Annotated in this window: 23 protein-coding genes; 17 read left to right on the forward strand and 6 right to left on the reverse strand. The window is 71.6% G+C overall.

The window, feature by feature from the left end:
• The first annotated feature begins 216 nt into the window (after positions 1–216).
• From ELY19_RS14665 to ELY19_RS14720, 12 genes are all read left to right on the forward strand, one after another.
• Positions 217–873 carry a TetR/AcrR family transcriptional regulator gene (locus ELY19_RS14665; protein WP_126196874.1) on the forward strand — a complete coding sequence of 219 codons (657 nt, stop codon included), beginning with the start codon at positions 217–219 and terminating at the stop codon, positions 871–873.
• A 186-nt stretch (positions 874–1,059) separates the two neighbouring features.
• On the forward strand, positions 1,060–2,439 hold the full coding sequence (locus ELY19_RS14670) for a flavin monoamine oxidase family protein (RefSeq protein WP_126196875.1): 1,380 nt from the start codon (positions 1,060–1,062) through the stop codon (positions 2,437–2,439).
• Positions 2,440–2,487: 48 nt separating this feature from the next.
• On the forward strand, positions 2,488–3,417 hold the full coding sequence (locus ELY19_RS14675; protein ID WP_126196876.1) for a helix-turn-helix domain-containing protein: 930 nt from the start codon (positions 2,488–2,490) through the stop codon (positions 3,415–3,417).
• Complete coding sequence (locus ELY19_RS14680; RefSeq protein WP_126196877.1) at positions 3,414–3,971, forward strand: dihydrofolate reductase family protein; 558 nt, start codon at positions 3,414–3,416, stop codon at positions 3,969–3,971. The genes ELY19_RS14675 and ELY19_RS14680 overlap by 4 nt, the downstream gene beginning before the upstream one ends.
• Positions 3,972–4,100: 129 nt before the next feature.
• Positions 4,101–5,609, forward strand: a complete 1,509-nt coding sequence (locus ELY19_RS14685; RefSeq protein WP_126196878.1) for a flavin-containing monooxygenase — start codon at positions 4,101–4,103, stop codon at positions 5,607–5,609.
• Positions 5,602–6,501: an alpha/beta fold hydrolase gene (locus tag ELY19_RS14690; RefSeq protein ID WP_126196879.1), complete on the forward strand. Its 900-nt coding sequence runs from the start codon at positions 5,602–5,604 to the stop codon at positions 6,499–6,501. The genes ELY19_RS14685 and ELY19_RS14690 overlap by 8 nt, the downstream gene beginning before the upstream one ends.
• A 64-nt stretch (positions 6,502–6,565) precedes the next feature.
• Positions 6,566–7,201, forward strand: coding sequence for a hypothetical protein (locus ELY19_RS14695; RefSeq protein WP_126196880.1), 636 nt, complete (start codon positions 6,566–6,568; stop codon positions 7,199–7,201).
• Positions 7,194–8,558, forward strand: coding sequence for a glutamine synthetase family protein (locus tag ELY19_RS14700; RefSeq protein ID WP_126196881.1), 1,365 nt, complete (start codon positions 7,194–7,196; stop codon positions 8,556–8,558). Before ELY19_RS14695 ends, ELY19_RS14700 begins: the two co-directional genes overlap by 8 nt.
• Positions 8,555–9,316: a gamma-glutamyl-gamma-aminobutyrate hydrolase family protein gene (locus ELY19_RS14705; protein WP_126196882.1), complete on the forward strand. Its 762-nt coding sequence runs from the start codon at positions 8,555–8,557 to the stop codon at positions 9,314–9,316. The genes ELY19_RS14700 and ELY19_RS14705 overlap by 4 nt, the downstream gene beginning before the upstream one ends.
• A complete protein-coding gene (locus tag ELY19_RS14710; protein ID WP_126196883.1) occupies positions 9,313–11,766 on the forward strand; it encodes an AMP-binding protein in 2,454 nt (817 codons plus the stop codon). The genes ELY19_RS14705 and ELY19_RS14710 overlap by 4 nt, the downstream gene beginning before the upstream one ends.
• Entirely contained in the window at positions 11,763–12,914 is a 1,152-nt protein-coding gene (locus ELY19_RS14715; protein WP_126196884.1) for a Zn-dependent alcohol dehydrogenase, read from the forward strand. The genes ELY19_RS14710 and ELY19_RS14715 overlap by 4 nt, the downstream gene beginning before the upstream one ends.
• Positions 12,911–14,374, forward strand: a complete 1,464-nt coding sequence (locus tag ELY19_RS14720) for an aldehyde dehydrogenase family protein (protein WP_126196885.1) — start codon at positions 12,911–12,913, stop codon at positions 14,372–14,374. The genes ELY19_RS14715 and ELY19_RS14720 overlap by 4 nt, the downstream gene beginning before the upstream one ends.
• 17 nt (positions 14,375–14,391) lie before the next feature.
• On the opposite strand, the gene ELY19_RS14725 is transcribed toward ELY19_RS14720, so the two are convergent.
• Together ELY19_RS14725 and ELY19_RS14730 are read right to left on the reverse strand one after the other, a co-directional pair.
• The gene (locus tag ELY19_RS14725; RefSeq protein WP_126196886.1) at positions 14,392–15,612 is read right to left on the reverse strand and encodes a PucR family transcriptional regulator; all 1,221 of its coding nucleotides are present in this window, start codon (positions 15,610–15,612) and stop codon (positions 14,392–14,394) included.
• A gap of 66 nt (positions 15,613–15,678) precedes the next feature.
• Positions 15,679–16,083, reverse strand: a complete 405-nt coding sequence (locus tag ELY19_RS14730; RefSeq protein ID WP_126196887.1) for a winged helix-turn-helix transcriptional regulator — start codon at positions 16,081–16,083, stop codon at positions 15,679–15,681.
• A 118-nt stretch (positions 16,084–16,201) separates the two neighbouring features.
• Between ELY19_RS14730 and ELY19_RS14735 the strand changes: the two genes are divergently transcribed.
• Genes ELY19_RS14735 through gatA form a run of 3 tightly spaced genes read left to right on the forward strand, consistent with a single transcriptional unit; the run spans position 16,202 to position 18,913 of the window.
• A complete protein-coding gene (locus ELY19_RS14735) occupies positions 16,202–17,080 on the forward strand; it encodes an alcohol dehydrogenase catalytic domain-containing protein (protein WP_126196888.1) in 879 nt (292 codons plus the stop codon).
• Positions 17,081–17,123: 43 nt separating this feature from the next.
• Positions 17,124–17,420: an Asp-tRNA(Asn)/Glu-tRNA(Gln) amidotransferase subunit GatC gene (gene gatC / locus ELY19_RS14740; protein WP_126196889.1), complete on the forward strand. Its 297-nt coding sequence runs from the start codon at positions 17,124–17,126 to the stop codon at positions 17,418–17,420.
• Positions 17,421–17,422: 2 nt separating this feature from the next.
• Positions 17,423–18,913 carry an Asp-tRNA(Asn)/Glu-tRNA(Gln) amidotransferase subunit GatA gene (gatA, locus tag ELY19_RS14745; RefSeq protein WP_126196890.1) on the forward strand — a complete coding sequence of 497 codons (1,491 nt, stop codon included), beginning with the start codon at positions 17,423–17,425 and terminating at the stop codon, positions 18,911–18,913.
• A 26-nt stretch (positions 18,914–18,939) separates the two neighbouring features.
• On the opposite strand, the gene ELY19_RS14750 is transcribed toward gatA, so the two are convergent.
• From ELY19_RS14750 to ELY19_RS14765, 4 genes are all read right to left on the reverse strand, one after another.
• On the reverse strand, positions 18,940–19,371 hold the full coding sequence (locus ELY19_RS14750) for a carboxymuconolactone decarboxylase family protein (protein ID WP_126196891.1): 432 nt from the start codon (positions 19,369–19,371) through the stop codon (positions 18,940–18,942).
• Positions 19,372–19,448: 77 nt separating this feature from the next.
• The gene (locus ELY19_RS14755) at positions 19,449–19,922 is read right to left on the reverse strand and encodes an RrF2 family transcriptional regulator (protein WP_227966844.1); all 474 of its coding nucleotides are present in this window, start codon (positions 19,920–19,922) and stop codon (positions 19,449–19,451) included.
• 40 nt (positions 19,923–19,962) lie between these two features.
• On the reverse strand, positions 19,963–21,159 hold the full coding sequence (locus tag ELY19_RS14760; RefSeq protein ID WP_126196893.1) for an alpha/beta-hydrolase family protein: 1,197 nt from the start codon (positions 21,157–21,159) through the stop codon (positions 19,963–19,965).
• Positions 21,156–21,719, reverse strand: coding sequence for a hypothetical protein (locus ELY19_RS14765; RefSeq protein ID WP_126196894.1), 564 nt, complete (start codon positions 21,717–21,719; stop codon positions 21,156–21,158). The genes ELY19_RS14760 and ELY19_RS14765 overlap by 4 nt, the downstream gene beginning before the upstream one ends.
• A gap of 112 nt (positions 21,720–21,831) precedes the next feature.
• On the opposite strand from ELY19_RS14765, the gene ELY19_RS14770 reads away from it, so the two are divergent.
• On the forward strand, positions 21,832–23,106 hold the full coding sequence (locus ELY19_RS14770; RefSeq protein WP_126196895.1) for a sensor histidine kinase: 1,275 nt from the start codon (positions 21,832–21,834) through the stop codon (positions 23,104–23,106).
• Between the two features lie 9 nt (positions 23,107–23,115).
• Entirely contained in the window at positions 23,116–23,772 is a 657-nt protein-coding gene (locus ELY19_RS14775) for a response regulator (RefSeq protein ID WP_126196896.1), read from the forward strand.
• Positions 23,773–23,798: the final 26 nt, after the last annotated feature.

The following is a 23,798-nucleotide window of genomic DNA, read 5'->3' on the forward strand; positions in this document are numbered from 1 at the left end:
GTTTCTCCTCGCGCTGAGTCGGAGCTCCGACTGACTAGTCGATCGTCTTGGTCAAATGACCGCGAAACGAGAATGGCAGTGTCGCCGGTCACAGTCAAGGGCGGCGATCGGAGAAGTCGTGTCGATCAAGACGGACGACCGATTCGCCCCGAATCGGTGTAGTGTCGCCGGTGACTCCGGCCGGAGCGCCCTGTTACCACCGTCTTGGAGGCCCGAATGGCCCGCATCCCCGCCGCGGAGCGGCGCTCGGAACTCGTCGACGCCGCAGTGCGCGTGATCGCGATCCACGGAGTCGACGGTGCCACTACCCGCCGGATCGCGGACGCCGCGCACGCGCCGCTCGCGACGTTGCACTACTGCTTCGCGTCCAAGGAGGAGTTGTTCGCAGAGGTCTTCCAGTACGTCGCTGGACAGTATCGGGATGTGCTGGCGCGCAATGACTGTCATGGTGACGTGAAGGAGACCGCGCGATCTCTGATGCGCGGGGTGATGGAGTGGTACGTCGCGAACGAGGACTTCGGCCGCGCGATCATCGAGCTGATCAGCTGGGCGCGACGCCAGGCGAGCGAGCAGGCGGTCATGGTGTACACCGAGGCGAACTCCGCGCTGCGCGCCATCCTCGAGGCGGACGCCGCAGCCGCCGGACAGTCCCCGGCCGACGGGGCGATCGATGAGCTGGCGTACATGGTCACCGTGCTCTCGGACGGCTTCGCCATGAATTGGCTGGTGTTCGCGGACCGTGATGCGGCACCTGCTCAGATCGACCTCACCATCCGTGCGCTCGACGCGTGGATGGACGCGAATCTGGATACAGGGGGCGGTTGCGCTCCGGCGACCGCGAGCACGCTCCTGTCCTGGGTCGACCTCGGCTGATTCCCGGCTGACCTGCCGTTTCGCCGGGTGATACCGGACCTCACTGGGGCTGCGCCCGCGCATGGCGAGTGCGGCCGGCGGTGGCGTTCGTCCACCGTTACTGGTCAAGCGACTTAGTCGTACGACTATGATGGTCGTGTGTACGTCAGACGGCGATGCCGGAACCACCGATGAAATGAGGAAGTCATGACCGCACCGAAGCCCGCCCGCGAGGAGTCCGCCCGCGTCGTCGTGATCGGAGCGGGCATGTCCGGCCTCATGGCCGCGACCACCCTGTCCGCCCACGTCGATGACGTCGTCGTCCTCGAGGCCGCCGACCGCGCGGGCGGGCGCGTCGAGACCGTCCGACAGGGCGACTACTGGATCAACGTCGGCACCCAGTTCACCGAGGGCACGGGCCCGCTCATCGACGCGCTGGACCGGCACGACGTCGCCCGTGGCAGCCTCGCGGGCAAGGGTGTGGCGCTCGGGCTCAACGGCGAGGTGATCGACACGTCGAACCCGGTGCAGCTCATGTTCTCCAAGGGGATGAGCTTTCTGGACAGGGTCGGCATGGCGGTCGTCGGCGCGCGCGTCGTCTCGGGCGCGGTCGCTCTGGGGATGAACCCCGAGGGCGCCATCGGCCGCCGCGTGCGGGCGTCCTTGGACCGCAAGTCCGGCGACGCCATCGTGCGCGGCGTGCGCTCGGCCACGGCCCGCGCCGTCGTCCGGGCGTGGGCGGCGCAGTGGATGGGCTGCGAACCGGAGGAGACGGCCGCCACACAGTTCGTGTTCTCCGTGGGGATCGCCATCGCGGATCCGGAGAAGGTGCCGAACTTCTCGCTCCCCGTCGGCGGTAACCAGACGCTGACGGACATCCTCGCCGAGGATCTGGGCGACAGGATCCGGCTGGGCGCCACGGTGAGCACGGTCGAGTGGGACGATGACGGAGTCGTCGTCGCGTACGAGGATGCGAACGGTCCGGTGCACCTTCGTGCCGAGCGTGCAGTCGTCACAGTGCCCGCCGACATCGCTACGCGGATCCTCCTCGGCCTCCCGCAGTCGTACCGGGATGCGTACGACGACATCGACTACGGCCGCTACGTGGTAGTCGGGTTCTTCACCGAGGAGGACGGCGAGCCCCAGGACTGGGACGACTTCTTCGCCGTCTCGACGCCGCTGCTGCAATTCCAGGCGGTGTTCAACCACGCCGCCGCGCTGCGCGGACGAGGCCCGCGCAAGCCCGGCGGTGCGCTGGCCTGCTTCGCGGGTGGCGCGAAGGCGGACGCCCTGCTCGACCTGCCCGACGAGGAGATCGCCGAGCGGTTCAGCCGCGACCTCGTCTCGCTCTACCCGCAACTCAAGGGCAGGCTCGGGACGCCGATCGTCCGCAAGCACCACCGCGTGGTGCCGTTCTGGGCACCGAACAAGCGCGCGTCGCTGCCGGTGCTGCGGGAGCCGATCGGACCGATCCATCTCGCGGGCGACTTCCTCCTCGACGTGCCCTCGCTCGCGGACGCGGCGGCGTCCGGCGAACGGGCGGCGAAGGCCGTCCTCGCCGGGCTCGGGGGCGCCGTGACGAACTGAGCAAGAACGGTCAAGCGGCAGCGGGGCCGGGCGGTCGATACTGGTCCCATGCCCGAACCCGCCGACCCGCTGCGCCGACTCCTCGAGGCCGTCCTCGCCGATCCGCACGACAGCCTCGACGCCATGGCCGCCGGCGCGCACGCCTCACAGCATCACTTCGCCCGGCAGGTGCGCGCCGGCGCGGGCGAATCGCCCGTCGCGCTGCGTCGAAGGGTGCTTCTCGAACGCGCCGCCTGGCAGCTGCAGCGCGGGTCGACCGTGACCGACGCCGCCTTCACCGCGGGGTACGACTCCGTCGAGGGATTCATCCGGGCGTTCGCCCGCGCCTACGGGCACTCGCCCTCGCAGCTTCCGGCCACCGTCGGGCACTGGCTGCCGGCTCCGAACGGCCTGCACTTCCACTCGCCGACGGTGCTGTACGTCGAGGACGGGCACGAGGAGTCCACGGGGGACGTACTGGCGCTGCAGGTGCAGCACGATGCGGCCGACATCGGAGCGCTGCTGGAAGCGGTCTCCGCGCTGTCGGACGAGGAGTACCGGAGGATCCGGCTCCCGGGTTCGACCCCGCGGCACTGGGACGGGCCGGACGAATCCCTCGCGCAGGTGATGTGGCACCTCGTGCACAGCACCGAGCCCTGGCTCGCGACGATCGCGGGCGACCCCGAACCCCAGCGCGATGCCGACGTGGATCCCGATGTTCTTCGCGCGCACCACGAACGGATCTCGCCGCGGTGGCTGGGCGTCATCCGTGACATCGAACGACGCGGCGCCTGGGGTGATCGCGTGATCGACGCACTGTGCGACCCGCCCGAGTCCTTCCTGCTCTCGCAGATCGTGGTGCACGAACTCACGTTCTCGACCCACCGGCGGCTGCTCGCGCGGTGGATGCTCGCCGGCGCCGGTATCGCCATCGACACCCCCGAGCTCGACCCCGACCCCATCATCTGGCACCGAAGAATTACGGGAGGAACACTGTGACAACCTCTGGGACCGCCTATTCGTACTACACCGCGTCCACCCTCGACGGCTTCCTCGCCGACGAGAACGACAGCCTGGACTGGCTGCTCAGCCAGCCGATCGACGACGGTGGCCCGATGAACATCGAGGAGTACATGGCCGAGGTCGGCGCGATCGTGATGGGCTACACCACCTACCAGTGGGTGGTCGATCGGGTCGAGGCCGGTGACGAACAGTGGTACTACGGCGATTACCCGGTGTTCGTGTTCACCCACCGCGAGCTGGAGCCGATCCACCCCGGTGTGCGCTTCGTGGCGGGCGCGCCGTCCGAGCTCCGCACGACGATCGAGGCGGCAGCGGGGGACAAGGGCGTGTGGGTGGTCGGGGGAGGAGACCTCGCCGCCCAGTTCGCCGAGGCGGGAATGCTCGATGAGGTGGTGATCAGCTACGCGCCCGCGACCGTCGGGTCGGGACGTCCGCTCTTCCCGCGCGCCTTCGACTTCGAGCTGGTCGAGTGGGCGCGCAACAAGGCCTTCCTCTGCGGTCGATACCGCGTGATCGGCAGCCGCACATGATGATCGGAGCGGGTGTGCACAGTGCACCGCTCCGTCACAGAAGACGGAGCACTGTGCGGTAGCTCACACGGGGGCCGGACCGGCATCGTCGACGTATCACAGCTTCGACGTCACCGGAAGGCCCCCACGATGAACGCAACGACAAGCCACCCCGACGATTTCGATCTCGTCATCATCGGCGCCGGCATCGCCGGCATCGGCGCCGCGAAGTACATCACCGAGGCCTTCCCGGACAAGCGCATCGTGATCCTCGAGGGTCGCGCGAACATCGGAGGCACCTGGGACCTGTTCAAGTATCCCGGGATCCGCTCCGACAACGGCCTGCACACCTACGGTTACGAGTTCAAGCCGTGGACGGACCCCGACGCCATCGCCGAGGCGCCGAAGATCCTGAACTACCTGCAGGAGACCGTCGACGAGTACGACCTGGGCCGGTTCATCCGGTTCGAGCACAGCGTCGAGCACGCCTCGTGGTCGTCGGACGACGCCCGCTGGACGCTCGACGTCCGGACGCCCGACGGCGACCGGCGCATCACTACCAGCTGGATCTTCGCCGGCACGGGCTACTACCGGTACGACGAGGGCTACACGCCGCACTTCGAGGGCCGCGAGGACTTCCAGGGCGACATCCTGCACCCGCAGCACTGGCCCGAGGGTTACGACTACGCCGGAAAGAAGGTCGTCGTGATCGGCAGCGGCGCCACCGCCGTGACCATGATCCCGTCGATGCTGAACCATGCGGGCGCCGCCGCGCACGTCACGATGCTTCAGCGCACCCCCACGTACGTGGTCGCCTGGCCGAAGGTCGATTCCACGGCGCTCCTCTTCACCAAGTGGTTCGGCGAGAAGCGGGGCTACGCCATCACCCGGTTCGCCAGCATCTGGGCCGAACGCGGCCAGGTGAAGTTCATGCGCGCGTTCCCGCGAATCGCGCGCGCTCTGGTCCGCAAGCAGAACCGGTCCCTGTTGCCGAAGGGCTACGCGGTGGACACCCACTTCAACCCGCCCTACGACCCGTGGGATCAGCGCCTGTGCCTGTCGCCCGATGGGGACTTCTTCGAGGCGCTGAGCGGCGGGGGTGCCTCCGTCGTGACCGACCGGATCGAGCGGTTCACCGAGACGGGGATCGCGCTCGAATCCGGCGAGCACCTCGACGCCGACCTCATCGTGACGGCGACCGGCCTGAACATGCGCCTGCTCGGCGGCATCGACTTCGACGTCGATGGTGCGCCGGTCCACATCCCGGACACCGTCGCCTACCGCGGCACCCTCCTCACGGGGTTGCCCAACCTGTCCATCGCGATCGGCTACACCACGTCCGCCTGGACGCTGAAGATCGGCATCGTCGCCCGCTACCTCTGCGAACTCATCAGGCACATGGACGCCTTCGGCTACGACAGCGTGCGCGTGGACGCCGATCCCACGATGGAGCGCCGGCCGATCCTGGACCTCGACTCGGGCTACGCCCAGCGCGCCCGCGACGTCATCCCGAAGCAGGGCACGGGCATGTTCCAGATGTCGATGTCGTACCAGCAGGACGCGAAGATCCTGCGCGGCCCCCTGCTCGACGACGCCCTGCAATTCGGCTCCACCCGCGACGAGACACGCGCGTCCGCCAAGGAGCGGGTCGATGCCTGAGGACCTCGACCGATTCACCGTCCTCCCCGGCGGAACCCGCGTCTGTTTCCGCATCGACGGCCCCGCGGACGGCACGCCGGTCCTGCTCGTCGCGGGCCTCGCCGAGGACCTCACCACCTGGTCCGACCGATTCGTCTCCGCGCTCGTCGCGACCGGCTTCCGGGTGATCCGGATGGACAACCGCGACTGCGGACGGTCGACCTACGCCACGACCCCGCCGCCGAACACACTGCGCCAGTTGCTCGGCCGGCCGCGCCGCGACGCCTACACGCTCGCAGACATGGCGGCGGACGCGGCGCAGCTGATCGAGCACCTCGGGCTCGGCCCCGTCCATCTCGTCGGACGGTCGATGGGCGGCATGATCGCCCAGACCGTCGCCGCGCGGTATCCCCACCTCGTCACGACGCTCACCTCGCTGTACTCGACCACCGGTGACCCGAAGGTGGGGCAGCCGGCACCGTCGACCTGGGTCCTGATCTCCGCGCCGACGCCGCGCGACCGGGTGGGCGCCGTGCGCTCGCACCTGCGGATGACCGCACACCTCGCCGGCACCGCGTACCCCATCGACGAGGCGGAGGAGGCCGCGCACGCCGTCACCACGTTCGAGCGCACCGCCGGCGACGCGGTCGCCGGCACCTCCCGCCAGCTCCAGGCGATCCAGGCCTCGGGCGACCGCACCGAGGAGATCTCCCGGATCACCGCGCCCACGCTCGTCATCAACGGCGACCGCGACCTCATCGTGGCGCCGTCGGGCGGCGCCGCCACCGCGGCCGCGATCCCCGGGGCGCGGCACATCGTGGTCCCCGGCATGGGGCATCACCTGCCGGACGCGCTCGCGCTGCGCATCGCCGACCACGTGGTTGCCCACCTCGAGCGGGCGATGGCGCGGTGACGACCTCCGGGTTCGTCACGGCTCCCGCACCTCTTCCCCTCAGTCCCACGACCAAGGAACCACCATGGAAACCACCCTCGCGCCCGCAACGCGGGTCCGGGTAGCCATCGACGACGACGCCACACCCGTCGTCCGGTTGATCGGCCGCACCCTGAACGACGCGATCCGGCTCGACCACGCGCCCGACGTCCTCGGGCGCGGTGCCGGCACCGTCGCCGTCCGCTCCCACTCCACCCCGCAGGCCGCCACCGTCACGTTCGCCGACGGTGCCCTGACCGTCACGGGCGGCGTCGTCACGCCGACCGATGCGACGGTCGTCGTCGACCTCGACTCCCGGTTCGCCCCGACGGACACCGAGGGCGACGGGGAACTCGCCGACGCCGTCCTGCGAGTCCTGCAGGTCCCGCTGCCCGACTGGCGCGAGGCCGGTGCGCGGTTCTGGGACGCGACCCGCGACATCCGCGGCGTCCCCGACGTGCTCGTCGCCGTCGCGACCGGACCGGAGGGCCGCGAGGAGGCCCGCTTCGGTGTGGGCGCCTCGACCTATCGCATGGTCGGCACGGCCGACGCCCTCGCCGGCGTGTTCACCGGTGCCGACTTCCTGTTCACCGCCCTGGAACGCGGTCTCGGCGTCCAGGGCAGCATGGCCCAACTCTCGGCGATGACCGCCGCCTCCTGGAAGGCCCGTTACGATGTCTGATCTCCTCTCGGCCGCTCCCCGCACCGGCGGGCCGGTCAAGGCCTATCGCGTGGAGGCCACCAACCACGACGGCAGCTTCATGGGCAAGAACGTCACGCCCGCGAAGTTCGCCTCCGGCAAGGCCTCCGGCTTCGCGTTCGCCGACGTCCTCTTCGCCATCGACATGGGCACCGACGTCGTGTTCGGCGACCCGTATCCGGACTGGCGCGGGAACCTCTACGACATCGCGCTGCTGCCCGACATGGACACCCTGGTGGAGTGGAAGCCCGGCGTCCACTCCGTGATCGGCGACTTCTGGCTGAAGGACGGCAGCCCGAATCCGATCTGCCCGCGCAACCTCGCCCGCCGGCAGATCGACCGCCTCGCCGCCCTCGGCTACACCGCGACGGTCGCCGTCGAGATCGAGACCACCCTGTTCGAGGAGTCCATCCAGGAGGCCCGGGCCCGTGGATACCGCGACCTGACCCCGCTCGGCGGGGAGACCGGCGCGACCTACAACCTCGCCCGCTCGTCGGACTGGATCGACTACATGGAGGCCGTCACCGACCGGCTCGACGAGCTCGGCATCGTCTGGGAGGCGTGGACCGATGAGGCCGCTCCCGGCCAGACCGAACTGAACATCGCGCCGGGCGCGCCGCTCGCGGTCGCCGACGCGTGGGTGCGGACCAAACAGGTGATGCGCGAGATCGCCTGCGAGAAGGGACGGTCGGTCACCTTCATGGCCAAGCCCACCGCGGGCTTCGGGCAGGGCGCGCACCTCAACGTCTCGTTGCAGCGCGACGGGGTCAACGAGTTCTACGCGCCGGACGGCCCGTCCGAGCTCATGCTCGACGCGGTCGGCGGCCTCATGGCGACGATGGCGGGCGCCACCCTGATCTCGCTGCCGCAGATCACCTCGTACCGCCGCCTGGTAGACGTCTCCGGTCCACCGACCACGATCAGCTGGGGCGTCAGCAACAAGACCGCGGCGCTGCGCGCCATTGCGGGACATCCGAAGTACTCCCGGCTCGAGTACCGCGTGCCCGGTTCCGACGTCAACCCGTACTACGCGCTGGCGGTCGTGCTCGCAGGCATCGTGGCGGGGATCGAGAAGAAGGTGCCCCCGCCCCCGCAGATCGACGACATGGCCTGGTGCCTGCCCGACGACTGCGGCATCGAGCGGATCCCCGACTCGATGACGAAGGCGATCGCCGCGCTCGACGCCGACGTCCTCCTCCGCGAGTACCTCGGCGACGAGTTCGTCGATTTCTGGACGGCGTCGCGCCGGTGGGAGTGGATGCAGTTCCACACCACGGGCGGCGACCCGTACGCCGAACTCTCCGAGTGGGAGTCCCGTCGTTACTTCGAGTTCTCATGAGCCGCAAGCCGTTGGTCGGGATTACCGGCCGCCGATTCCAGCTCAGCCTGCTCGCCGGCGCCGACCCCCGGTACGGCAAGGCGTGCATGGACTCGTTCATGTCCGCGTTCGCGACCCGCATCGCGCAGGCGGGCGGCGTACCCGTGCACCTGCCCTACGACGCCGACCCCGCCGACGCCTGCGAGTGGCTGTCCGGCGTGGTCGTCACCGGCGGTCAGGACGTGCACCCGGACCGGTGGGGCGGCGACGCCTCCGTGGTCCGCGGCATCGACCCCCGCACCGACACCAACGCCCACGACCCCGAGCGCGACGAGTACGAGTTCGCGCTCACCCGTGCCGCGCTCGACCGCGGCATCCCGCTGCTCGGCGTGTGCCGGGGAGTGCAGGTGCTCAACGTCGCCCTCGGCGGGACGCTGATCGAGGACCTGCCACCGGGGCCGGTCCCGCACTTGTCGCAGCAGGGCGCCCCCACGGACGGCGACGCCGAGCACGTGGTGACCTTCGAGCCCGGATCGACCGCCGCACGCATCTTCGGTCCGTCCATGCCCACCAACTCGTGGCACCACCAGGCCGTGGACCGCTGCGGCGCCGGCCTCGTCGTCACCGGACGGACGGCCGACGGCGTGGTCGAGGCGGTGGAGGTGCCCGGCGCGCCGATCCTCGGCGTGCAGTGGCACCCCGAGTGGATGGAGCGCGACGACCCGGCCATGAGCTGGATCGTCGACGAATCACGACAACGACAGGAGGCCTGGGGATGACCCTCGACACCACCTCGTCCGGTGACGCACCGGTGATGCGGCGTGCCGTCGCGGCCGACGCGATCGCCGACGCGCCCCGCATACGGACCGTCACAGGCCTGCTGGCCGACGGTGCGGCCCGCACCCCCGACGCCGAGTTGCTGCGCTTCGGCCCCGAGTCCTGGACCTACCGGCGGTTCGACGAGGCGTCGTCGCGGCTCGCGCACCGGCTGATCGCGACCGACGGTATCGCGCCCGGTGATCGCGTCGCGATCATGCTGCCCAACATCGCCGGCTGGCCGCTCACCTGGATCGCCGCGCTCAAGGCGGGCGCGGTGGCGGTACCCGTCAACTCCGCCTACCGCGCCGCCGACCTGCAGTTCGTGCTCCAGGACTCCGGCGCGCGGGTGATCGTGACCGACGCCGATCACCTCCCGCTGGTGCGCGAGGTCATCGCCGGCGATCCCGCCCTCGCGGGCGTCGCCGTGGTCGACATCGCCGACTCGGCCGACGCCGCGTACCCCGCCGCGCCCCCCGAGGTCCCGGTCGGATCCGACACGCTCGCCAACCTGCAGTACACCTCGGGCACGACCGGGTTCCCTAAGGCGTGCATGCTGACCCACGACTACTGGACGCGGATCGGCTGGGCCTGCGCCGCGGCCGTCGGACTGGGGCCGGACGACGTCCTGCTCACTGCGCAGCCCTTCTCCTACATGGACCCGCAGTGGAACACGGTCCTGGCACTCACCACCGCGGCGCCGCTCGTCGTCCTGCCCCGCTTCTCGGCGTCCGGATTCATGGCCGACGTGCGCCGGCACGGCGCGACGTTCTGCTACGTGCTCGGCTCCATGCCGACGCTCCTGTTCAAGCAGCCGCCGAGCCCCGAGGACCGGGACAACCGCCTGCGCGCGGTGTTCTGCTCGGCGATCCCCACGGCCCTGCACGCCGACCTGGAGGCCCGGTGGGGCGCACCCTGGCGGGAGGTCTACGGGATGACGGAGAGCGGCATCGACCTGTTCAGCCCGTTCGACGATGCCGGCGCCGTCGGCAGCGGCACACTCGGACACCCCATCGGCACCAAGCAGATCCGGATCGTCGACGCCGACGGCGCCGAGGTACCGGCCGGCACGCCCGGCGAGCTCACCGTCGCCGGCGTCCCGATGATGCTCGGGTACTGGAACCGGCCCGAGGCCACGGCCGAGACGCTCCGCGGCGGCCGCCTGCACACCGGAGACCTCGCCGTCGTCGACGAGCACGGCGGCATCCGTCTCGCCGGGCGGCTCAAGGACATGGTGCGCCGCGGCGGCGAGAACGTGGCCGCCGTCGAGGTCGAGGCCGCCCTCGAGCAGGACGACGCCGTCGTCGCCTCCGCCGTCGTCGCCGAACCCGACCCCGTGCTCGGCGAGGAGGTCAAGGCCTTCGTCCAGCTCGCGCCCGCGATCGCGGCCGAGCACGCGACGGCCGCGGCGATCGTCGCGCGCGTCGGCGAGCGGCTCGCGAGGTTCAAGGTGCCGCGCTTCGTCGAGTTCGTCACCGACTTCCCGCGCACCCCGTCCCAGCGGGTCGCGAAACCCGCCCTCAAGGCCCGTGCCGCCGAGGTGCCCGGCACGGTCTTCGACCTGCGCGCCCCGGCGCCGTCGAACGCACCGGCACCGTCGAACAAGGAGAACCCCGTGGAGAACAACGATCCCGTCGAGCAGGTGCTCGTGGAGGTGGTGCGCGAGGTCGCCGTCATCTCGCTGCGTCGCCCCGACAAGCTCAATGCGCTGACGGTGGGCATGCGCCGCCGTCTCGCCGCCCTCATCCGCGAGTACGGGACCGGCGACCGGGTCCGCGGCATCGTGCTCACCGGCACCGGGCGGGCCTTCAGCGCCGGCGAGGACCTCGCCGCGCCGCCGACCGATTTCGACGGGATGCGGGACAGCTTCGAGAGCTTCCACGACGTGACCCGCGCCGTGATCGAGACCCGCGTGCCCGTCGTCGCCGCGGTCAACGGGATCGCCGTCGGCGGCGCCTCGGAGATCACGCTGTGCTGCGACGCACGCATCGGTGTGCCCGAGACCACCTACTTCCAGCCGGAGAACGCTCGGGGGCTGACCATCTCGAACGCGTCGAGCCTGCTGTTGCCGCGCATCGTCCGCGGGCACGCGATGCGGATGATCCTCGGGTCGGAGCGCATCGACGCCGATGAGGCACTGCGGATCGGGCTGCTCGACGAGGTCGTGGACCGGAGTGCGCTCGTGGACCGTGCCGTCGAGACGATCCACGCGTGGACCCCGGAGGGCGCGAACACCACCGCCCTGCACGTGGCCCTGCTGCGCCCGACGCTCGACGAGATCGAGCGCGCCTTCGCCCGCGAGGACGCTGCGGCTGACGAGGCGTGGCACAGCGGCGCCCTGACCGCGGGCGTCCAAGGCTTCTGGGACGCCCGCAGCACGCCCGCCGCCGCTACCACCGGAGGAACCCGATGATCACCACCCGCGCCGCCGTGCTCACCGCCATCGGCGAGCCCATGCGGCTCACCGACATCGTCGTCGACGATCCGCAGCCGCACGAGGTTCGCATCGCCGTGACCCACGTGGGGCTGTGCCACAGCGACCTGCACTACATGACCGGCACCGTCCCCACCGAGCTGCCCGTCGTGGTCGGCCACGAGGTGGCCGGCATCGTCGAGGCCGTCGGCTCCGCGGTCACCGGATTCCGTCCGGGTGACCGCGTGACCGGCGCGCTGACGCCGTCCTGTGGTGAATGCAGGAACTGCGACGCCGGCCACTCGACCCAGTGCCTGCGGCTCGACGAGATCCGGCAGCGACCGCGCCCCGCGTACACGCTGCCGGACGGGACTCCGGTGGCCCGGCTGGGCGACGTGGGCGCGTTCTCCGAGCACATCCTGCTGCGCGCCAACGCCGTCGTGAAGCTGCCCGACGACGTCTCGACCACGGTCGGCTGCCTCCTCTCGTGCTGCATCGTCACCGGTGTCGGCGCCGTCTTCCGCGGGGCGCAGGTGCGGGCCGGGTCCACGGTCGCGGTGATCGGCTGCGGCGGCGTCGGTTCCGCCATCATCCAAGGGGCGCGACTGGCGGGTGCCTCCGCGATCGTCGGCATCGACCTCGACGACGCGCGGCTCGCGGCGGCGCGCACCTACGGCGCCACGCACACCGTCAACGGCACGTCCGACGTGCCGGCGGAGATCCGCGACATCCTCGGCGACGGCGTGGACTACGCCTTCGAGGCGGTCGGCTCGGCCCGGACAGCCGCCACCGCGCTCGCGGCCGTGCGCGGCACCGGCACCGCGTGCCTCGTCGGCATCGCCCCGCTGGGCACCGAGCTCGCCGTCCCCGCACACGACTTCTTCTTCACCGAGAAGAAGCTGATCGGCTCGTACATGGGCTCCGGCCAGGCCCGCGAGGACATCACGCAGTTCGCCCGGCTGTACCAGCAGGGCCGCCTGCTGCTCGACGAGATGGTGACCGAGGTCGTCCCGTTCGAGCGGATCAACGAGGGCTTCGAGGCCATGAAGTCCGGTGACGTCACGCGCATCGTCGTCGCCATGCCCGCCGCGTCGGACGCCCCCGTCCGAGCCGACGCCCGACCCGAGACCGCGGAGGCGATCCGATGACCACCACGAACACCACGCTGGCGCAGCCGCGCAGCTACATCGCCGGCGAGTGGGTCGACTGCGAAACGCTCGACACCTGGAACATCGACCCCAACACGGGCGAGCCGGTGCACCGCATGGTGACCACCGCCCCCGCCGAGCTCGAGCGGGCACTGCAGCTCGCGGAGCGGGTGTACGAGAGCACCGACTTCACCGCCGACGACTTCCGGCTCGAGCGCGCCGACGCGCTCGAGCGGGCGGCGGCGAACGTGGAGCAGCGGATCGAGGAGATCGCCCGCATCGACGCACTCACCAGCGGCACGGCGATCAGCGCCACGCGCAAGGTCGCGGCGTTCCTGCCGTACCGCCTGCGCGGGGCCGCCGCCGAGGCGCGGACCATCGCCCGCGTCACCCCGCTCGCCGCCGACGGGCGCGACGTCCGGCTGCACCGGATCCCGTGGGGCCCCGCCGCGATCCTCACGCCGTGGAACGGGCCCAGCTTCATCCCCGCGGCGAAGGCAGCCAGCGCGATCGCCGCCGGCTGCCCCGTCCTCCTCAAGCCGTCCGAGCACGCTCCCGCGAGCGCCCAGATCATCGTCGAGGCGTTCATCGACGCCGGGCTGCCCGACGGGGCCCTCCAACTCGTGCACGGCGCGGGCGACGTCGGTGCGGCACTCACCAGGGACCGGCGCGTCCAGGTGGTGTCGTTCACGGGCGGCCCCGGCGCGGGCCGTGCCATCGCCCGCGCCGCCGCAGAGGACTTCACGGTCCTCCAGCTCGAGCTGGGCGGCAACAACCCGGCGCTCGTCCTCGAGGACGCCGACGTGGACGTGGCCGCCGACGGGATCCTCACCGGCATGACCAACCTCAACGGCCAGTGGTGCGAGGGACCGGGCAAGGTGTTCGCGCCGCACCGGCTCGTACAGCCGCTGCGGGAAGCGTTGATCGCGCGGATCGCGAAGCTGCGGATCGGGCACTCGCTCGACGAGCGCACCGACATCGGCCCGATCTCCAACGAGCCGCATTACCGCACGCTCCTGCAGCGGATCGACGGCCTGCGCGCGCTGGGCGCCGAAATCGACCAGCCCGGCGAGCCTCCGAGCCTCGGCGGGTACTTCCTGTCGCCGACGATCGCCACCGGCTCGGACCCCGATCGCACCACCGCCGAGCTGTTCGGTCCGGTGATCTCCCTGCACGGCGTGGACTCCGACGAGGAGGCGCTGCGCGCCGCCAACGCGCACCCGTCGGGCCTCGACGCCTACGTCTTCGGCACCGACACCGACCGTGCGATCGCCATCGGCGCCCGCGTGAAGTCCGGCGAGGTGCGCGTCAACGGCGCGAAGGTCGCCGATCTCGGGGACGATTCGGCCCAGAGCTTCTGGGGACCGTCCGGTATCGGCGGTCACGGTCCCGCCGAATCCGTGCGCGTCTTCTGCGGTGACCGGGTGGTCGGCGTCGACTCGCCCGACCTGCCGATGTGAGTCCGCGGTGGCCGCCCTCAGTCCCGCAGCTGCACGAGCATGAGGGCGGCCACCACGCTCGCCGCGTTGTCGGCGAGCGGCGCGGGCAGCAGCTGATCGACCCGGGCCAGCCGTCGTTCGACGGTGTTGCGGTGCGTGTACAGCTTCTCCGCCGCTGCTGACGCGTTGAACCGCTCCCGGACGTACGTCAGTGCCGTGTCCCGGAGGACGGCGTCCGCGGCGGCGAGATCGCCGAGGGTGTCGGCCACGAACTGATCCGCCTGCGCCATGTCCGCCGTCAGGACCGAGATCAGGGCGACGTCCTCGTACCGCACGACCCGGCGCGCGGATCCGACGCGGGCCAGGACGCGCTGCGCGGCAAGGGCGTCGAGGTGGCTCCGGCGGAAGCCCTCCAGGTCCCGCCCCGGGCGCCCGAGGGCCACACGGATGCCGGCCCGATCGGCGAGCGCGACTTCCGCCGCCTCGACCGAGGGTGCCGTTTCGGCGGGAACCCACACCCACAGCGCGGACGCGCTCGCGTTGAGCGTGAGCCGCCGGTTGGCGGGGCACACCCGCATCAGCGCCTCGGCCGCCGCGTCGAGACGCGCCGCCTCATCGGAGGTGTCGCTCCAGACGATCGCTGCGAGGTGACTCCCGGTGAGGGCGTAACCGAGCCGGGCCTCCGCCCGGTCGCGGGCGATCGGGGCGCCCTCGAGCAGCAGTTGGACCGTTGCGTGCCGCTCCGCGCTGGCTCCGCGGGAGAGCTCGGCGCGTTCCTGTTCGACGTACTCGTCGAGCGCCGCGATCGAATCATCGATGAACGTCGCCATCGACCGCTCGGAGACCTTCATCAGCTCCCGCAGCTCGTCGAGGTCGGTCGTCACCGCGAAGCACTCGTCGACCCAGGCCGACCACGCGCCGTGCTGCGCGCCGCGCCACGAGCCGAGGTCGTGCATGTCCAGGCCGCGCCGCACCACGTCACGGGCGAATTGCAGGATGTCGGGGTCCGTGCTCGGCGGCACCCGCGCGCCCGGGTCCTGCAGGTTGCCCGAGAGCCAGTGCACCATGTTCGTCTTGTTCATCCGACGGTCCGCGGCCACGAGCTGCGGGTCGTCGAGCACCGTGCGGTAGTCGGCCGATTCGTGCGCCGCCGCCGTCAGCTCCTCGACCGCGGCGTCCGTCGAGGCGAGCATCCGCTCCGCGACCTCCCGGATCAGCGTCGCGATACGCCGGTCGGGGCGCGGCCAAGACGAGTCCATCGTCGCACTGTATCGCCGACCGCCGGGTCCGACGGTGCGATGCGGACCGGCGATGTCGTGACCCGGTCAGGCTCCCGTCGCGGCGTCGTAGTCGGCGCGGGCGCGGTGCACCGCGGGCATGTTGCTCTCGGCCCACCGCTTGAGGTGCTGCACCACCGTGTACAGCGACTCGCCCAACTCGGTGATCGTGTAGGTGACCGTGACGGGGACCGTGGCCTCGACGGTGCGGGAGAGGAGGCCGTCGCGCTCGAGCGTGCGCAGCGTCTGGGTGAGCATCTTCTGGCTCACGCCCGCCACCTCGCGGGAGAGCTCCGAGTACCGATGCGGCCGTTCATGCAGCGCGCACAGCAGGAGCGTGACCCACTTCGACGACAGCTGCTCGAGCAGCTGTCGGCTCGGGCATTGCGCGAGGAAGGCGTCGTACTCGAGCCGTTCGATCTCGCGCCGCTCCGCTGCGGTCCGGGTAGCCATGGCCGTCCTCCAGTGTTCCTTACGCACCTCCAGGTACGTACTTTCTATTGGAGAGTAACGCTGCAATGGTGTGGGGGCAACGCCCCGAACCGCGGGGCGACCGGCGGAAGGAACCACCATGCAGGCAGTACACGTGAGTCCCGGCGGCGTTCCCGCGATCGTCGAGATCCCCGTCCCCGACCCCCGGCCGGGTGAGGTGCTCGTCCGGATCGCCGCCGCCGCGGTGAACCCGGTCGACGCCTTCACCGCCGCGGGTGGTCCGCGCGACGCCGGCTGGGTCGGCCCGGATGCCGTTCTCGGGCTGGGCTGGGACCTCGCGGGCGAGGTCGTGGCCGCGGGCGACGGTGCCGCGATCACGCCCGGCACCCGGGTCGCGGCGATCGTCGCGGACCCGGCCATCGCCACCTTCGCGCAGTACGTGGCGCTGCCCGCGGCCGATGTCGCGCCGATCCCGGAGGGGATCGGCACCGTCGACGCGGCGGCGCTACCGCTGGCGTCGCTCACGGCCGCCCAGGCCCTCGACCTCGCCGGCGAGCCCGCGGGAGACCTGCTGATCACCGGCGCCGCGGGCGCGGTAGGCGGCTTCGCGGTGCCCCTCGCGGTACGCGCAGGATGGTCGGTCACCGGTCTCGCCCGCAGCTCGGACGCCGAGGGCCTCCGGGCCCTCGGCGCGGCGCCGCTCGCCGATCTCGCCGGTGGCTACGACGCCGCCCTGGACACCGCGTCCATCGGTGAGCCCGTCGCCGCGACGGTCCGCGGCGGCGGCACGTACATCGCGGTGCTGCCCGGAACCGAGCCCCGGACGGACCGGATCCGTTCCGTCGCCGTGTCGGTGCGCGCCGACGGGGCCCGGCTGGTGTCCCTGTTCGACCTCGCCGCGCAGGGCGTCCTCGTCCCGCACGTGCGCGCAACCGTGCCGCTGGCGCGTTTCGACGAGGCCCTGGCCGCGGCCGCGGTGCGCGGTGCCCGGGGCAAGGTGGTCGTGGTCGTGGCCTGACGCCGTGTGCGGGCGACGATCCGCGCCGCCTAGGATCAGGGGCATGTCTGCCATCTCCCGGGACGAGGTCGCCCACCTGGCGCGCCTGTCGCGCCTCGCCGTCACCGACGAAGAGCTCGACGTCTTCGCCACGCAGCTCGATTCGATCCTCGAGCACGTCAAGGTGGTGACGGAGGTCGGCGACGCGGACGTCGCGCCGCTCACCCTGCCCGAGGGCAACGTGAACGTGAACCGGGCGGACGACCCCGTCGGAAGCCTCACGCCCGAGGAGGCGCTCTCGGGCGCCCCGAACCGCGAGGGCGACCGCTTCGCCGTGCCGCGCATCCTGGGGGAGGAGTGACCATGACGGATCTGCGTGCGTTCACCGAGATCACCGGCGCCACCGCCGCCGACCTCGCCGCGAATATCGCCGCGGGCGACCTGAGCTCCGTCGAGGTCACCCAGGCGCACTTGGACCGGATCGCCGAGGTCGACGGCGAGTTGGGCGCCTTCCTGCACGTCTCCGGTGAGGAGGCCCTCGCGGCCGCCCGCGCCGTCGACGAGGCCCGGGCCCGCGGCGAGCAGCCCGCGTCCGCGCTCGCCGGGGTGCCGCTGGCGCTCAAGGACGTCTTCACGACGACCGATGCGCCGACCACCTGCGGCTCCAAGATCCTCGAGGGGTGGACGGCGCCGTACGACGCGACGGTCACCGCGAAGCTGCGTGCCGCAGGGATCCCGATCCTCGGCAAGACCAACATGGACGAGTTCGCCATGGGCTCGTCGACGGAGAACTCCGCGTACGGCGTGACCCGCAACCCGTGGGCGGCCGATCGCACGCCGGGCGGCTCCGGCGGCGGCAGTGCCGCGGCCCTCGCCTCCTACGAGGCGCCGCTCGCCATCGGCACGGACACCGGCGGCTCGATCCGTCAGCCCGCGTCGCTGACGGCGACCGTCGGCGTGCGCCCGACCTACGGCGCGGTCAGTCGCTACGGCCTCGTCGCCTGCGCCTCGTCGCTGGACCAGGGCGGGCCGTGTGCGCGCACCGTGCTCGACACCGCCCTCCTGCACGAGGTGATCGCCGGGCACGACCCGCGCGACTCGACCTCGCTCGACGCGCCGGTTCCCGGCGTCGTCGCGGCCGCGCGGGCGGGCGCCGGCGGCGATCTGCAGGGCGTCCGTGTGGGGCTGGTCAAGGAGTTCGGTGCCGAGGGCACCGAGGCCGGCGTCCAGGCGTCGTTCGAGAAGGCCGTGCAGCAGCTGCGCGACCTGGGCGCCGAGACGGTCGAGATCTCGCTCCCCACGTTGCAGTACTCGCTGGCGGCGTACTACCTGATCCTCCCGTCGGAGGTGTCCTCGAACCTCGCCCGGTTCGACGCGATGCGCTACGGCCTCCGGTCGGGCGACGACGGCAGTCATTCCGCGGAGGAGGTCATGGCGCTCACCCGCGAGGCGGGCTTCGGCCCGGAGGTCAAGCGGCGCATCATGATCGGCACCTACGCGTTGAGCTCCGGCTACTACGACGCCTACTACGGCAGTGCGCAGAAGGTCCGGACCCTCCTCGCAGCGGACTTCGCGAAGGCCTACGAGCAGGTGGACGTCATCGTCTCGCCGACCACTCCCACCACGGCGTTCAAGCTGGGGGAGAAGGTCGGCGATCCGCTCGCGATGTACCTGTTCGACCTGTTCACGCTGCCGACGAACCTCGCCGGGCACTGCGGCATGTCGGTGCCCTCGGGGCTCTCGACCGACGACGGGCTCCCCGTCGGGCTGCAGATCCTGGCGCCCGCGCAGGCGGACGACCGGCTCTACAAGGTCGGTGCCGCCTACGAGGCCGCCCGCGGTCCCGTCGCCTGACGCGGCGGTGACACGGCCCCGTCCGGCTACTCGGCGGGGTGGAGATGGGTGGTGATGCCCAGCATGTTCCAGGTGTTGATCGTGCCGACGGCGACGAGCAGGTCGGTGCGGCGCTCCTCACCGAGGAGTCGGCCGGCCTCGTCCCACAGTGCGTCATCGACCGCGTCGATTCCGGCGGTGAGGCGCTCGACGAAGGCCAGTGCGACGCGCTGCGTCTCGTCGAAGAACGGGCTCTCCTCCCACGCGGCGACGCCGTAGATCGTGCGGGTCGGCGTGCCGAGCCGCTCGAGGTCGCGCGCATGCATGTCCACGCAGTACGCGCAGTCGTTGATCTGCGAGGCGCGGAGTTTGACGATGTCGTACAGCACCTTGCCCAGCGATGTCGCCAGGCGGGTGTCCAGCGCGATCAGGGCCTTGTAGGTCTCGGGCGACGACGTGGCTCCGGGGGTGCGGCTCATGACGGTTCCTCTCCTATATGGATAATTTATGTCCAGGTTTTTGGTCGGGGTCTCGCAGGCGGGGTGGCGTGATGGGCTCAGGCGCCGCCGAAGTGGCGACGCGCCGCGTCGGCGACTCGTCGTGGCGTGGCGTCCGACAGGTCGGCGATCGACGTCGCGGCCAGCTCGCGCCGCCACGCCAGTTCGGCGCCGCGCATCGCCTGAGCGATGCCGCACGGACGGGCGAACTCGCTGCGCGGGCTGCTCTCGTTCATCCCGCGCTGCCGGATCTCGGTGCAGGCGAACGCGGCCGTGCCGCCCTCGATCGCGGCGACGACGTCCATCAGCGTGACGTCCGACGCGGGCCGGGCGAGTCGTATCCCGCCCCGGCGCCCGGGGAGGGATTCGGTGATCCCGCTGCGCGCCAGCGCCTGCAGCTGCTTACCGAGGTACGCCGCGGGAAGGTCGTAGGACTCGGCCAGCCGCGAAGCCGGTACGGGAGTCAGCCCGCCCTCGTCGAGCCAGTGCAGCAGCACGCACACGTGCGCCGCCCACTCGATTCCCTCGCTCATTCGCATGACCCACTCCTTAACCTGGACACAATGTATCCGGTTAAACTGGGGTGGGCAAGCCCTTCGTCGTGACCAGGTCCGCGACCAGCTCCGATCCCTGTCGTTCGTCGTACCGGTGGCCCAGACCGGGCGGGGGCGCGGTCGCACCCAGCAGGTCGACGGTGGCCTGGACGAACGAGAGCACGGGCAGCCATGGCGGCCGCGGGGTCGCGCGACCCGACCCGGACGCGGGCCGCGACGGCGGCGCGAACAGCAACCGCGGCGACCAGATCCCCACCGGATCGGAGGCGTTGAGCTGCGCGGGACCGGCGATCGCCACGCCGGCCGGGGTCCCCACCTGCAGCGTCGCGGCGACCGAGGTGTGGAGTTCGCTCGCCCGTCGTTGCGCCGCGAGCACGCCCACCGTCCCCAGGCTCTGGCCGTACACCCGGACCGGGGTCGACGGTGCGCGACGGTGCAACTCGTCGATCAGCGCGGCCGTGCTCGCCGCGGCGGCGTCGCGATGCAGGACGAACGACTGCCAGCTCGGCATCTCGGTGTACTGCACCGCCACGATGGCGCTGTCCCCGTGCAGTGACTCCTCGACCCCGCGCACGAAATGCGGGTCCACCCAACCGGAACCGGTCGGCACCGCGATCACCACGGCCCGCCGGGCGAGACCGCCCGCCGCGATGAGCCGGTCCACCGCCACCGCGGCTCGCGCGGTGGGGGAGGCGCCGTCACCGAGCGAGGCGTACGCCCGCACGCCTCGCGTCGCGGTCTCGATACCCACGAAGCGATCCGCGTACGACGCCGACTCCGCCGAGGTCGCGGTGGCGGGCCATGCGACTCCGCCCAGCACCGCGACCCCGGCCAGGGCCGCGGCGGCCGCACGCGCCCGCACGGGCCATACCACGGCGACAGCGAGAGGTGCCGCCGCGACCGCGCAGACGAGTGCCGCGAAAGCCGGCGGCCCCACCGGCTCCGCGCCGGCGGCCGCCCGGAGGTGGTTCTGCCACAGCACCCAGCCCACCAGCGCCGCCGCCCCGAGGTAGAGCGCCGCGCGACCACCACCGTCCGACGGCTCGCGGCGCCGCACGGCGATCCATCCGACGAGCGCCCCCACCGACCCGAGGAGCAGGCACACCACGATCTGCACGAGCACGGTGCGCGGCAACTGGTTCGGGAACAGCGCGCACGCCACTCCGACGGCGTAGCCGGTGAGTACACCGCCGCGGGCGTGGGGCCGCGCGATCACAGCCGGCCCCCTGCGGTGATCCAGCTGGTGAACAGCTCGGGGACGGACTCGGCGCGGGGCGGGCCGCCGTGCTGGCGCCACGTGTTCGCGCGCACCGCCAGCACGGCGAGCCCGGCGACCTCGGAGCAGGCGCGGCGCTGCGCGACCGGTCGGGCGGCGCACGCCGCCGCCAAACGGTCGGCGAAGGCGTCGTCGAGCCGGCGGCGGGCCCAATCGCCCAATGGGCGGCCTGCGGCGTCGGCGTGGCGCAACAGGTCGTAGCCCAGGTCATGGGCCTTGCAGGGCGCGTCGAAGTCCGCGGGGAGCCGGACCACCGAGGAACACTCCCCGTGCGGGTTCAGCGCGTACCCGGGCCCCACCGCCGCCTCGTACCCCACGGCCCGGGGCACGGAGCGCACCTGCGCGGCCGGGTCGACCGCGGGATCGGTGATGGAACGGACGGCCGCGGCGGTGGTCGAGTCCTCGCGCGCGGCGGTGTCGCCCGCGGCGACGGGCAGAGCGACTCCGAACGACAGGGGAACGGCCAGTACGGCTGCGGCGGTGAGCATGCGGCGATTCATGTCAGCGACGCTAAGAACGACGGACCGGCACCCGGATCGGCTGCGCGAGGGGTTCGATATCACCCGGAAGTATGAGGACGCCGAGTGCGCGGTGCCCCTAGCGTTGCCTTCCATGAGGACGACCACGAAGAGGATCGAGCGATTCGGACGCGCCACGGTGCGCGCCGGCCGCTACTTGGACCGGCAGAGCGCGCTGCACATCCAGGCCCCCGACGGTGCGCTGCACGCCACCCCGCTCGGGATCTTCCTGTCCCGGAAGATCAATTGGCTGTTCCTGCTGGTCGCGCTCATCATGTGGGCGGTCGCCTGGCCCACGCTCAACGAGCAGTTCGCGGTGCCCGCGGCGCTGCTCCCGATCATCAGCGGCCTGTCGGTCCTGCCCATCGCGATCGCATGGGCGCACCCGCGCGCCGCATGGGGGATCGTCGCGGCCACGGCGGCCGTCTTCCCACTGCTGTGGTTCGACGCGAAACAGGACTGGCAGTGGAACTGGCAGGTCTCGCTGATCATGGCGATGCTCATCACCAGCTGGATCGCCTTCCTCAAGTGCGCTCCGCTCGACGCGATCGCGATCGCCGCCGCGACGTCGGTGCTGTTCTGGATCAACGCCCAGGACGGCACCGGGGGAGGCTGGGTCGCCGGGATCATGGTCTCGCTCGTGATCATCCTGCTGCTGCGCCTGGCGCTGCAGTCCCGCACCCGCCTCGAGGAACAGACCGAGGTCAGCGAGCTCGAACGCGGCCGCCGCGCCATCCTCGAGGAGCGCACTCGCATCGCCCGAGACCTGCACGACATCGTCGCGCACCGGATGTCGCTCGTCGTGGTGCAGGCGCAGACCGCCCAGTACCGCGTGCCGGACGTCTCCGAGCGGGCCCGCGCCGAGTTCGACGGGATCGCCGTCTCCGCCCGGGAGGCGCTCAACGAGGTCCGCGGCCTGCTCGGCGTGCTCCGCCTCGACGACGCCTCGGCCGAGTTCGCGCCGGCACCCGGCCTCGGCGGGGTCGACGAGCTGATCGACGGCGCGCGCGCGGCCGGCGTCGTCGTCGAGTACCTTCCGCTGCCGGATCCGTCCGTGATCGGTGAGAGCACGGCACTCGTCGCCTACCGCATCGTCCAGGAATCCATTGCGAACGCCACCCGGCACGCGCAGGGCGCGCCGATCACCGTCGCCCTCACCATGGATGCCGGCACGCTCAATCTCAGCATCGAGAACGGCCCGCGCACCTCGGATGCCGACCTCGGCGGACCCGGCCTGGGGCAGGGCATCCCCGGCATGGCGGAGCGGGCGCGCACCGTCGGCGGCACCCTGTCGGCGACACCGACGGCGGGCGGGGGATTCGCGGTCCGCGCCGCGCTCCCGGCCCGTCCCGACGGTGCCACCGCCTAGGCTGGGGAGGTGTCCATCACCGTCTTCATCGCCGACGATCAGGCCATGGTCCGGCAGGGTTTCGGTGCCCTGCTCGGCGCGCAACCGGACATCTCCGTGATCGGGGACGCCCCGGACGGGAAGGCCGCGGTGGCCGAGGTCGCCCGTCTCCAGCCCGACGTGGTGCTCATGGACGTCCGCATGCCCGAGATGAACGGGCTGCAGGCGGCCGCCGAGATCCTGCGCCGCCACGACGGCGTGCGGGTGCTCATGCTCACCACCTTCGACATCGACGACTACGTGTACGAGGCGCTGCGGGTGGGCGCGTCCGGCTTCATGCTGAAGGACGCGCCCGCCGAGGAGCTCGTCCGCGCCGTGCGGGTGGTGCACGAGGGGCAGTCACTGCTCGCCCCTTCGGTCACGCGGCGAATGATCGCGGAGGTCACCGCCGCACGCGCGCACCGTCGGACCGCGCCGCCCGAACTCGCGACGCTGACGCCCCGTGAGCGCGAGGTGCTCGAGGCCGTCGCCGCCGGACGGTCCAACGCCGAGATCGCGGCGGCCCTGTTCGTCTCCGACCAGACCGTGAAGACGCACGTCAGCAAGGTGCTGCAGAAGCTCGGCCTCCGCGACCGGGCGCAGGCCGTCGTGTACGCCTACGAGACGGGGGTCGTGACGCCGGGGTGAACTCCTCGTGCGTTGTCATGACAGGT

The sequence above is a fragment of the Tsukamurella paurometabola genome, from assembly GCF_900631615.1.
In the GTDB taxonomy this organism is placed as follows: Bacteria; Actinomycetota; Actinomycetes; order Mycobacteriales; family Mycobacteriaceae; genus Tsukamurella; species Tsukamurella paurometabola_A.